At 50.3% G+C, this 12,138-nt stretch carries 10 protein-coding genes; 7 read left to right on the top strand and 3 right to left on the bottom strand.

All coding sequences use genetic code 11. The features are described 5' to 3' along the window. Window positions 1-18: 18 nt before the first annotated feature. The 6 genes from ggt to LN737_RS16025 all read left to right on the top strand — a co-directional run bounded on the left by ggt (window position 19) and on the right by LN737_RS16025 (window position 6,006). Window positions 19-1,713: a gamma-glutamyltransferase gene (ggt, locus tag LN737_RS16050; protein WP_405510803.1), complete on the top strand. Its 1,695-nt coding sequence runs from the start codon at window positions 19-21 to the stop codon at window positions 1,711-1,713. A 47-nt stretch (window positions 1,714-1,760) separates the two neighbouring features. Continuing rightward, window positions 1,761-3,014: a DUF819 domain-containing protein gene (locus LN737_RS16045; RefSeq protein ID WP_405510802.1), complete on the top strand. Its 1,254-nt coding sequence runs from the start codon at window positions 1,761-1,763 to the stop codon at window positions 3,012-3,014. Window positions 3,015-3,277: 263 nt separating this feature from the next. Beyond that, the gene (locus LN737_RS16040) at window positions 3,278-3,631 is read left to right on the top strand and encodes a hypothetical protein (protein ID WP_405510801.1); all 354 of its coding nucleotides are present in this window, start codon (window positions 3,278-3,280) and stop codon (window positions 3,629-3,631) included. A 154-nt stretch (window positions 3,632-3,785) separates the two neighbouring features. Beyond that, window positions 3,786-4,895 (top strand): sensor histidine kinase, encoded by a 1,110-nt coding sequence (locus tag LN737_RS16035; RefSeq protein WP_405510800.1) that lies wholly within the window; start codon window positions 3,786-3,788, stop codon window positions 4,893-4,895. Then, window positions 4,892-5,656, top strand: coding sequence for a LytTR family DNA-binding domain-containing protein (locus LN737_RS16030; protein WP_405510799.1), 765 nt, complete (start codon window positions 4,892-4,894; stop codon window positions 5,654-5,656). The genes LN737_RS16035 and LN737_RS16030 overlap by 4 nt, the downstream gene beginning before the upstream one ends. 59 nt (window positions 5,657-5,715) lie before the next feature. Further along, the gene (locus LN737_RS16025; RefSeq protein ID WP_405510798.1) at window positions 5,716-6,006 is read left to right on the top strand and encodes a Dabb family protein; all 291 of its coding nucleotides are present in this window, start codon (window positions 5,716-5,718) and stop codon (window positions 6,004-6,006) included. Between the two features lie 151 nt (window positions 6,007-6,157). On the opposite strand, the gene LN737_RS16020 is transcribed toward LN737_RS16025, so the two are convergent. Both LN737_RS16020 and LN737_RS16015 read right to left on the bottom strand, forming a co-directional pair. Continuing rightward, window positions 6,158-6,916 carry a hypothetical protein gene (locus LN737_RS16020; protein ID WP_405510797.1) on the bottom strand — a complete coding sequence of 253 codons (759 nt, stop codon included), beginning with the start codon at window positions 6,914-6,916 and terminating at the stop codon, window positions 6,158-6,160. Next, entirely contained in the window at window positions 6,913-7,524 is a 612-nt protein-coding gene (locus LN737_RS16015; RefSeq protein WP_405510796.1) for a hypothetical protein, read from the bottom strand. Before LN737_RS16015 ends, LN737_RS16020 begins: the two co-directional genes overlap by 4 nt. Window positions 7,525-7,808: 284 nt before the next feature. On the opposite strand from LN737_RS16015, the gene LN737_RS16010 reads away from it, so the two are divergent. Further along, window positions 7,809-8,537 (top strand): LuxR C-terminal-related transcriptional regulator, encoded by a 729-nt coding sequence (locus tag LN737_RS16010; protein WP_405510795.1) that lies wholly within the window; start codon window positions 7,809-7,811, stop codon window positions 8,535-8,537. A 142-nt stretch (window positions 8,538-8,679) separates the two neighbouring features. On the opposite strand, the gene LN737_RS16005 is transcribed toward LN737_RS16010, so the two are convergent. Next, window positions 8,680-12,009: a glycosyl hydrolase gene (locus tag LN737_RS16005; protein WP_405510794.1), complete on the bottom strand. Its 3,330-nt coding sequence runs from the start codon at window positions 12,007-12,009 to the stop codon at window positions 8,680-8,682. Between the last annotated feature and the right edge of the window lie 129 nt (window positions 12,010-12,138).

Raw genomic sequence — 12,138 nt, 5'->3', positions numbered from 1 at the left:
ACCTCATACAATCGGCTCATGAAACAAATCGTCTTTGTCTGGTTTTTACTCGGTGCCATTTTCCCAGCCTTCGCCCAGGACCGGCTGACGGGCAAAGCGTTTGCCACCCGCTCAGTGGTCATGGCGCAACATGGTATGGCCTGTACGTCGCATCCGTTATCGACCCAGGCTGCTATCGACGTACTGCGGTCGGGTGGCAACGCTATCGACGCAGCTATTGCCGCCAACGCGATGGAAGGGCTGGTTGAACCGCATGTAAACGGTATCGGAGGTGACCTGTTTGCTATCGTTTGGGATGCCAAAACCAAAAAACTCTATGGCCTGAACGCTTCGGGCCGATCACCCTATAGCCTCACCCTGGCGGAGTTTAAGAAACGGGGCTTAACGCACATACCGTCTGATGGACCACTGCCCGTATCGACACCTGGCTGTGTGGATGGTTGGTTCGAGCTGCATAAGCGATTCGGCAAAACACCCATGCCAAAGATTCTGTCGCACGCCATCCGTTACGCCCGCGAAGGGTATCCGGTTCACGACGAAGCGTCGGTTTACTGGGCTTCCATGGTTAATCGATTCAGTAAATACCCCAACGTAAAAGAAACCTATGCACCGAACGGGGCGGCTCCCAAACGAGGTGAAATCTTCAAGAACCCGGCTCTGGCCAATACGCTCGAAAAAATAGCCAAAGGTGGGCGCGATGCTTTTTATAAAGGCGAGATTGCTCAAACGATTGATGCGTTTATGAAACGGGTGGGTGGGTACCTCAGCGCCAAAGACCTGGCCGATCATACGTCTGAATGGGTTGAACCGGTCTCGACCAACTACCGGGGCTACGACGTCTGGGAATTACCACCCAATAGTCAGGGGATTGCTACGTTGCAGATGCTCAACATTCTGGAGGGCTATGATTTCTCGAAAGTGGCCTGGGGAAGTCCCGAACATATTCACCCGTTTATCGAAGCCAAAAAACTCGCTTTTGAAGACCGGGCCAAATACTACGCCGATCCGGCCTTTGCTCAAATACCCGTCAAGGAACTTATTAGCAAGGAATATGCGGCCGAACGGCGTAAACTCATTGATCCGAACCGGGCTGCCAGCCGGGTGGATGCGGGCAATCCGGCACTAAAGCAGGGCGACACGATTTACCTGACCGTGGCCGATGAAGAGGGCAATATGGTGTCGCTGATTCAGAGCAACTACCGAGGCTTTGGGTCAGGTATGGTGGCCGATGGGCTGGGGTTTATGTTTCAGGATCGGGGCGAACTCTACAGCCTGTACGAAGGACAGAACAATACGTATGCTCCGCATAAACGCCCTTTCCAGACGATCATTCCGGCTTTCGTCACCAAAGATGGTCAGCCATTTATGAGTTTTGGCGTAATGGGCGGTAGTTTTCAACCATTAGGTCATGTAGAAATTCTAATGAACATGATCGATTTTGGCATGAATCCGCAGGAGGCTGGCGACGCCCCCCGTATCGACCACAGCGGTTCGTCGGAACCGACGGGCGAAAAAATGGTCGATTCCGGCCAGATTACCCTGGAATCGGGCTACCCCTACGAAACCATCCGCGCCCTGATGTGGAAAGGGCATAATATTGGGTATGACATCGGTCGATACGGTGGTTATCAGGCTATTATGTATGACGCCAAAAACAAAGTTTATCATGGCGCTACCGAATCACGCAAGGATGGGCAGGCCGCTGGATTTTAATACGCCTTTTTGACGCGCCCGGAAAGCTGACCAACTACATTCGACCGATGCAGGCACCCCTGATTACCAACGACGCTGTTGTTCTTGGCATTTTTCTGGTTCTACTGACCTTTATTTTCAAAACGTCTCAATCAGATCGTCCATTCTGGCAAAAACTGTATACGTACGTTCCCTCGCTCCTGCTCTGCTACATTTTTCCGGCGGGTCTGAACAGCCTGGGGATCATTTCGGGCGACGAATCGAGTCTGTACAAGGTGTCGACCAATTATTTGCTTCCCGCAGCTCTGGTGCTGCTGACATCTACTGCCGATCTTCGGGCGATCCTTCGGCTGGGCCAGAATGCCCTCATTACGTTTCTGTCGGGAACCGTCGGCATTATCCTCGGCGCGCCGGTAGCCTTCTGGCTGGTTATCAAATTCCTGCCCGGTTTTCGCGAACAAGCCATCGCCAACGAGTACTGGAAAGGGCTGGTTACCATTTCGGGGAGCTGGATTGGTGGCAGTAGTAGTCAGCTGGCGTTGAAAGAAATTTACGGGTGCAGCGAAGAACTCTTTGCCATCATTCTCGTTGTCGATGCCGTTGTGTCTACCAGCTGGACGGCCTGCCTGATTTATGGAGCAGCGTATCGAAACAAAATTGACGCCTGGCTCCAGGCCGACACGAGTTCGATAGAAGAAGTTAAACAACGAATTCTGGCGTACAAGGAAGAACCCGACCGGCCCGCCAACTTACTGGATTTAAGTACCATTCTGGCACTTGGATTCGGTGGTGGTGCTTTGGCCCATGCGCTGGCTTACGTGCTCTCCACCAATCTCCAGCCGTATAAAGCTTCCTTAGCTACGTACGGGCTGGACCCCTTTACGTCTAACTTTCTGTGGGTCGTTATCCTGTCAACGTCGCTGGGCATTATGCTGTCGTTCACCCGCTTACGCAAACTCGAAAAGCTGGGTACCACCGATCTCGCTACGTTGTTTGTTTATTTTCTCATCATGACCATCGGCATGCGGCTCAACCTCTCAAATCTGGGTGGCAACTTAGGCCTGTTCCTGGTCGCTGTCATCTGGATGCTGATTCACGTAACGATCATGCTCATTACGGCCCGGATCATTCGGGCACCGTATTTTTTTGTGGCTGTTGGCAGTCAGGCAAACATTGGGGGCGTATCAACGGCACCCGCAGTGGCTTCCATTTTCCACCCGGCCTTGGCACCAGTAGGCGTATTGCTGGCCGTGCTGAGCCACGTATTAGGCACGTACGGCGGCCTAATTACGGCCTGGCTGATGCAACTGGTTTCTTACTGATTGTGCTGGTTTACGACCCATTCATTCCGAGACATCATTTTGGTATTCGACCACTCTGTTCGACAGGCTTGGAGAAAAAATTGTTCACAACCCTCTTTCCATTTCCCCCGCCTACAGCCTGATTAACTTGTTACTCATCGCCGAAAAGTCAACGCTCATCGAACGGATTCACGCGCTCGTCGTCTTTCATTTTCGGGCGTACTGATTCCGTGGCAACTTTGATTCATCAATCGAAAATAAACAACCATTTACTAACTAAAGCCATGAAAAAAGTACTTCTGTTGATGCTGGGCCTGGCTGCCGGGACTGCATCGTTTGCCGCTTCTGCTCCGCAAAATACGCCTTCTGCTACGTTGGTCGTAACCGCAGACCAACGACTGAAATTGACCATCGGCCCTGAAGAGGGTAAAGCCGTAGTTATTCTGCGCGACCTCGCTGGTCACACTCTGTACAGCAATCAGGTCGATCTTCTGCAAGGGTTCAACCAAAAGTTTAATATTTCTGAACTTCCTACGGGTACTTATGAAATCGCCATTACGGTTGGAAAACAAAGCACCGTAAAATCGTTTGAGGTAGGAGTACAACCCGCCCAAACAGTCGTTAAAATTGCTTCGTAAGCCATTGCGTTATGAAGGTTAGCCGTAAACACGGGAATTAGCTACGGGCTGGCTCTCCTGTTTACGGCTAACCTTATCAATACCTCATCGAACGGTTGGTCATTATATCTAGCCTGGCTGGGGCCTTTTAGTTGTTGTGACCCAAAACCCACTCATGTATAGTCGGCTTACATCGAGACAAAAGTGGCAACTAGCCCTTTATCTGCTCGGCCTTTTTTCCCCCTTGCTGTTATACGCCAATTTGCCGGAGTCGGCGCGTAACTGGGAAGCCATTACGCGAATTCTACCTTTTGTCGCAGCTTTCAGCCTCATAAACCTGCTCCTGTATTATTGCTGGATTACAGCCGCCGACTGGTGTCAGGGGCTGTTGTTTCGTTTATTCAAAAAAGATTTTCTGGGCGAGTTTAGTGGTCTATCCCTTCTGACGACCTTAGTCATTTCGCTTATTCTCGCCATTCTTTACACCCAGGCGCTCCATCTGACGCTCGATTTTTTGTCGTTCGTAGTACGTACCATCTGGCCTTCCTTAGTCCCTAAATCCAAAACGCTACCGTTTCCACCGGAAGTGATGGCTTACATTCAGCGGGCCAATAACGTCTTTTCCATTGTCATCATGCTGTCTGCGTTTTATCTGATGATCAATTTGAGAGCGTTTCAGCAGTTGAAAGATGTTCAACTAAAGGCGGAGCGACTGGAAAAAGCCGCTTTACTGAGTCAGTTTGAAGCACTGAAGAATCAACTTAGCCCCCATTTCCTCTTCAATAGCCTGAGTATTCTCACCTCGATGGTGCACGAAGACGCTGACCTTTCCGAGCAATACATAAAGCAGTTGTCTAAAGTCTACCGCTATATTCTTGAGCAACGCGATCAGGAACTGGTTTCGCTGAAAACCGAACTGGACTTCATTCGAGCCTATACCTTTCTGCTCCAGATACGGTTCGAAAACAAATTCGATGTCGTTATTGACGTTACACCCGCCCAGCAGAGCCAGTACCGGATTGCTCCCTTATCGCTTCAATTGCTGGTCGAAAATGCCGTAAAACACAATCGTATGTCGGTAGACGAGCCCCTCCGTGTGCACATGTATTGCCAGGACGACAGGCTGATTATTGAAAATCCGTGGCAGCCCCGCGACCGCCCCGAACCATCGACTGGTGTAGGCTTACAGAACATTATAAATCGCTACGCCCTGCTTACAGACCTGACCATTGGGTATGGTCAGGAGGGCGACACCTTTGTTGTCAAAATCCCCCTATTACCATGAACGTTGTCATCATTGAAGATGAGGATCGGACGGCCCGCCAACTGGAGCGATTACTGAACAGGTATGACCCCACGATACGTGTGCTTCTGCAATTACCGTCCATAAAAAAGGCTGTCGACTGGTTTAGTCAGCAACAGCATCCACCAGTCGATCTGGTGTTTATGGACATTCACCTGGAGGATGGACTGGCTTTCGGTATTTTTGAGCAGATCAAATTTAACCTACCGGTTATTTTTACCACCGCTTACGATGAGTATATGCTCAAGGCGTTCAAGGTCAACAGCATTGATTATCTGCTCAAACCCGTTGATTATGAAGAGCTGGTAGCGGCTATGGAAAAATTCAAAACGCTACGTAACCAACCGGCAATGCCCGATCTGAATGCGCTCCTGGCGTTTATGCAACAGCCGCAGTCCGCCAGCTACAAAGAGCGATTTATGATTAGTATCGGCACCCGGATTCATAGCGTAGAGGTGGCGGATATTGCCTATTTCTATTCGGAAGAGAAAGCAACGTTTCTGATCACGAAGAATGGGCAACTGCTTCCACTCGAATTCAGCCTGGATCAGTTATCAGGCCAGCTTAATCCCGCTCATTTTTTTCGCGTAAATCGACAGTTTATCGTTGCCAGAAACGCAATCCAGAGCATCCATGCCTATTCCGCAGGCAAACTTAAACTCGATCTGCAACCCGCTTCCCGCCATGAAGTGTTTGTGAGCATGAGTCGCCTGTCGGAATTCAAGGACTGGTTAGGGCGTTAAACTTTCCCTGTTCAGTTCCATACCAATACGTATCCTTTGCCACCAGAACACGTCGGTTTATGATCCAGCATAGCGTCATTTTTAATCTAAAACATACGCCTGGCAGTACGCAGGAACAGGCATTTTTTGACGCTGCCCGGCAACTGGCTACCATTCCCGGCGTCGAGCAATTTGTTTGTCTGCGCCAGGTCAGCCCTAAGAATCCGTTTTCGTTCGGCCTGTCAATGGTCTTTGTCAATCAGGCTGTTTACGATCAGTATAACCAGCATCCGCTCCATCAGGCCTTTATCGAACAGCACTGGTTAACGGAGGTAATCGATTTTATGGAGATTGATTATCTGCCGTTGTAAAGCTGAATGATCACACCAATTCTGATCATTACGTATGATCCGCTTTTGCAATGGCCAGTTTACTATTTAGGCTTAGCTGCATTAGCAGCTGTACGTTTATCCGTTATTCCGTAGGTTGGGGCAGAGTTCATACTGATAAAGGCTGCGTAGGCTACAGGAATTTAAAACCAATCTGCATCCCCAGATTTATATGAAACGTGGGCAGTTGTTCGGCGGAAAACCTGAAGGTCGTCTGCTGAGCGCCACCCTGGGGTGGATAGATAAAGGTCTCCTGCTCATAAGTCCCCGTAGAGGCCGGTAGACCTATTCGGGCATCGACCTTGACCGCCAGCAGCCAGGTTCGTTTGTTGACCAGCCGAACCTGTCCAGCTCCATGCACACCAGGACGTAGCTGACTATGCCGGGAACTCGTCCGAGCGCCCCCTTTCTCAAAATCCTGTACTAAAAATAAAGCTGGCCCTACACTGCCAACGACCCGGTTCTTAAGCCCAAACCAGGCCCAGCGAAATGAACCGTAATAGATTCGGCTTTGCAAATACAGGTAAAGGCCACCGGGTGTACGGCCCGTAATCTCGGTGGCAAAGGGCAGCCCCAGACTAACCAGGTAGCCGTGCCGGGGGGACGTTTGGTAGCCGGCCTCTATATCAAACCGTGTTTTTTTAATTACACGCGGGAAATTGGTCGGACCAACACAGCCGAAGAAACAACCGCCCGGATCAGTAGACGTCCATCCACTTTGTTTCATCGACTCAACAATGGTCGTAGTCGGCCCGAAACTTTGCCAGCCTACTAATGAAAATGAAACTGTCCAGGGGCGACCAAACGACTGCACACTTGGCTCCGGTGGCGGTAGGAGGCTATTCTGAGCCAGGGTTGCCAGCGGTAACAACAGCAAATAGAGGGCTTTCATGGTGTGAATACGTTAGCTTGTTTAAGTTGTTCGACAAGGGTGAACCGTTGAAATCGCTTGGGCACTTCCGTAGCAATTGACTGCTCTCTGGCATTCACAGTTTTGACGCTGGCTGCCCCAATGATCAGCCCGACTGAAGAAAGTACCAGGCCGTAGCCGATTGCATACGCGCTTGCCGGCAGTTGGATAAAGCCTGACGTATCACCACCTTGAATAAATCCCAGAACGACCCCTAAACCAGCACCAATTAGAAAACCCTTCCCTGCCTGCCCCCGACGGTGCAGGCTTAACCGGCTAATATCAGCATACCGGTAAGTCCGTAAGGGGAAAACCAGCGCGAGTGAATCAGTGGGTGGCAACGTACCCCCATGTTGACGAGCTAAGTCCCTAATCCTAGCTTTCAGGCCATGTACTGGAGCCAGGATCAGAGTGGAATCGGTCAGGTCGAACAGCGCGCCCGATTGTAGCCCTTTCTGACCAGTGAGTCGCACGTCCATTATGTAATTTCGAAGTTCAGTACGAATATCAGACCGATTAACAGTCTGACCCTGAGCACTGAAGGTGGCGATTATGCCAACCATGAAGGATAACCTTGTAATCTGTTTCATAGTTGTTTCAGAGGAAATGGTGTGAAAAAAATATAGGTTGTATCGGAGCTACCCGGCTAACTCGTACGGTTAGCAACGCATCTTACATCAGTCCAACAGTGCGGGTAACTTCTGCATAAACAGCCGTCGAAGAATCCGGTTATGTGCGCAGAGATTGATCGTTAAAATGAGTTATACTCCCTATAATTTACTGAAAACAAATGTATTACCTTGCAATGGCCTTGTCAACTGAGTAAATTCACAGGTAGAATTTGTGTGCAGTCGAGATTAACCTTTAGCTTATCATGCAAGCACCCGGTGAATACACGAATAAAATCATTTCGGATATGCCGGCGGATTTGTCGAGTGAGCAGGCTAGGTATTTTAAACAAACAATTCAGCGATTTCCTGAGGAAGCTATATATATCTATTCGTTCAAGGAAAACAGATTGCTTTACGCTGATGGTTGGGAGGAGATTCTTGGGTATAAAGATGATGAAATAAGCCTGTCGACAATTGTCAATAGCACCTCCTCAGAATATGCTCAGTTTTCTATGGAGCTTAATGACAAAGCGTTGAAGTTTATTTTCAAAAAATCAGAGAATTTAGAGAAGTATAGTTTTCAGATTGAGCTTAAGAAGATACATAAAAATGGTACGCCCATCCCCCTGATCGTAAAAGTTGGCGTTTTTCGAGCCGAGAACGGTCAATTAACGGAAATGATCGGTCGAAATCAGGTAAACCATAGCATAACCTTGGGTACTATTATGCGCTATGCCGCTTACGGCCCAGATATTTCAGAATTTGAAGACGAATTGAACAAAGAGTTGTTCCGGCATTATGCTATTTCAGAAAAAGAAAAACAGGCGCTGGCGTTGGTAGCCAAAGGCTTTGCGTTCAAAGAGATAGCCGCTCACGTTAACATCTCACAGTCTGCGGTCGAAAAAAGAATATTGCCGCTCTATAAACGCTTTGGGGTTAAGAGCCTTTCTCACCTGATAACCTTTGCCTACGACAATCATATTCTACCGTAATGCCAGTGTAGGTATGGTAGGCAACTGAAATCATTGTGCCTTAATAACATAGGTGCACATACCTTTTACGCGTAAATGTCGGTGGGGTCAGGTTTGAGAACCTGACCCCACCGACATTTACCCCGCTTTTATAAAACGACCTCTACCGCTTTACTTCAGCCATTGATGCCGCCGGTGTTGCGCTCAGCAGGCGAACCGGTCCAATCAGACCCGATGGCAGCAAGGGCGAATCCGCACGGTAAAAAGGCATGGTCGTGTAGGTAATCTTGTTGGTGACACCAGGTTGAGCGTCGCCGATCAGGCGATTGACCCACAGGTTCGTGACGTTTACCTGCACGGTATTGGCACCCGCCTTCAGTGCTTCGGTGATGTCGATGCGGAAAGGCTTCTTCCAGACTGTCCCAACATTTTTGCCATTGACGATTACTTCAGCAATGTTTTTCACATCACCCAGATCAAGGATGTACGACGCGTTTTTAGACACGGTTGGTACGCTAATGGTATTCATATAAGCCGCTGTGCCTGAGAAATATTTGACACCCGGGTCGGCATTTTCAGTCAAGGAAGCCAGGTTGGTAAACGTAGCGTTCTGAGGAGCCCCTCTCCCCTCCTGAAAGGTCACCGTCCAGGCACTCGTTACGTTGGCAGCGGGCGACTCTGTCACAGCAGGTTTAGTGTACGACGCTACCGTCGCTTTCTCGCGGAAAACAATAAAGTAAGCTTCCCACGACTCGAACGTAAGCGGTATAATGGTACGACTATCCTTGATCTGGTACGACACGGTTGAGGTTTTGCCCGTCTGGGGGTTCCACAATTCCGGTACTTTGCCTGTCACCCGGAAGCTGACGGTGGCTTCGTTTGGATTCTCACTACGGTTGTCGAGCCAATAGAGATCATTATCTGTAGCTTGGCGGTGTACGTAGAGAATCTTCGATTTCGCTCCGGAAATATCCACATCCGGCTGAATGGCCATCTCTTTCAGCACAATTTCTACCGGCTTCGTCGATACGTTCGGATTGCTCCAGATCTGGCTCACCAACGTAGTAAACTCCGCCTGGTTATCGCTCAGACTCGGGGAGCGTTCGGGTTTGACCCCCGTTACGTGCATACCGGCTTTAACCAGTTCCCCTAATTTTTTCAGAACGGGCAGAGTCATTGTTCTTGCCGAAGAATCCAGCACCATCAGGCGGTACGTCTGCCCACTGGATGCCACAATCTTTTGACTCTCAACACGTAGTGCATTCTTCACCACCGACGAGTTGGCAAAGTCAAACGCATATCCGGCTGGAAGGGCAGGTAACTTTTGGGAAAATGCCTGCGTGATGTTGTTGTTCTCGCCGTAATAATACAGCACGTCTACAACCGGCTTCCCCTGTTGCAATAAAAAGCAGCTCCGGCCCAGATAGTCCATCCAGGGTTTTGCCTGCTCGGCCCAGGTTTCCTGCCGGGTGAAATACTGCCCGAATGGACCGAGCGAAAAGCCGGGTTTCCGGTCGTCAAGCGGCTGGTGTACCGACGTATGGATTACAAAGCGGTTCAATCCCGACGCCATTTCCAGATCGGCTGTGCGCTTTAGTTTTTCGGGATGCCAGCTAAACGCATTTTGAATGGAAGTCATCGACTCGGCCGCTACCAGATTTTGCCCGTAAATGTGCGCGACCGAAGCCGCTTCCCGAATATCGGCTTCGCTACGTACCTCTTCCTCGCCACCCCCCGCCAGGCTGCCCGGCGTCCACATGGCCGACATGGGGACCTCGGCTTTACGTTTTACGTCCATGCCATCCGCCAGATAAATCCGGCCATTTTCATGCGATTCCGTGTACCGTTTCATGCCGCGGGCGTGCAGTGCATCACCAATCACGTCGTAATGATTGTCGACGATCAGTTCACCGATGGTCTTGCGAAAATCCCATAGGAATTTCTCGCTGTCTTCGGCACTTTTCACCACACGACCGGTCAGCACTGGAAGCCAGGGCTTAATGTCGTAACCACGTCGTTTCAGAAACTCTTCGGGCATCGTTTTGGTCCAGGTCATGTGGCCCGCTTCGTAGCTGTCCAGCACCATGTATTGCAGCCCCTTGGCGCCCATCTGGCCTCCGGTAGCATCTTTGTACATGTCCAGATACGTATCGATATACTTTCTAACGGCCACATTATCAAGCTTATCGACTTCAAGACCCGTAGCTTCGGGAGAGGCCGGGTGATTCTTTCTGCCCGTGATCGAATAGCCCAATCGCATGACTACCCAGTTACCTACCGGAGCCGTCCAGTTCAACGTACCGTCGGCACTCATCCTGGCCGTCAAATCCACTACGTCCTGAGTTGGAATGGCGTCGGCGCCGGATTTTACCAATGAGTGAGTGGTTTCCTGCCAGGCGCTGAAACCCGCTTTTTGCTCGAACAGGTCGACGCGATCAGTGTTGTGCAGCACCAGTTCGGCTACGGGCACGCCCTGCGGTTTTCCGGGTTCAGCACTGCCGCCCATCATGGCGGCAAATGGATTACCCTCGGGCTTCTCGGTTTTAAACGTAAACCGGAAAAATTTGCCCGTCGTCGGCAGAATTCCCATTGTGCTTTGCGGAACTGTGCTGCCCCGAATAATGACAACATCCCGGAAGGTTACGCCATCGTCGCTTACTTTCAGCATCCGGTTGTCGGGCATTCCTCTGAATTCGGCCAGTTCGCCTGCCGCAGCCGACCCCACGATGGTAAACGCCTTGATCGTCTGCGGACTATCGAACTCATACTGTATCCACATATCCTGCCCGACTTCCATTGGCGGCAGCATTTTGGCATTGGCCAGGTCGCCATCGGTCAGTTCGGCCAGACTAAACGTACCGCCACTTGACGTAATTTTTGGGTTCATCGATGCCACAGGTTTTTCGTTGGCCGGTAGGCGGTAAGCGATTACAGCCGCATCAGCATAATAGGCCGCCGGTGCGCTTGCCGCGTTCGTATTGCTCAGCATATCGGGAGCCAGCCCAACATTCTGAAATTTACCCGTTGTGGATGGCGGCTGGGGGAGTTTACCCGTAAAAGCCTGACCACCCGTAACCCGCGTTTCCGACCAGACGTATTTTTTCATGGCATCACTGGCAGGCACCCAGGGGCCGCCCGTTACGCTCCAGCCCGGCGAACCCGCAATGGCCATTTCAAGGCCAAGTTTCTGAGCCAGATCAGTGGTGTGCTTAAAGGCATCTTTCCATTCCGGTGTCATGAATACCAGCTTTTTAGGCGTTACGTTAGGGGTAAACAGGCTGGCGTCGAAGTTTTGAAACCCACCAATACCAACCCGGTTCATCCACTCGAGATCCTTGGTGATGCCCTCTTTAGTGATGTTGCCATTCATCCAGTGCCACCATACACGGGGTTTGGCCGTGTTGGGTGTAGTCTGGAAGCCTTTTTGGAGTGCTGAAGGCTGCGCAAATGCTAAAGCCGGAAGCATGCAGGCCAGAAATGTAATTTTTTTCATGATTGAATTGGTCGTAGGGATAAAGGGTTTATTCGGCTCCCAAAGAAGCCCGTATAATTACATTGTTACTTGTTTGTAAAAGGAATGATTCTGAATATCAGGCTTTATTAACAGAAACTGGTGTTTGTG

This window comes from Spirosoma sp. KNUC1025, from assembly GCF_045160025.1.
Lineage (GTDB): Bacteria > Bacteroidota > Bacteroidia > Cytophagales > Spirosomataceae > Spirosoma.
This window is presented reverse-complemented; position numbering and strand designations above follow the sequence as displayed.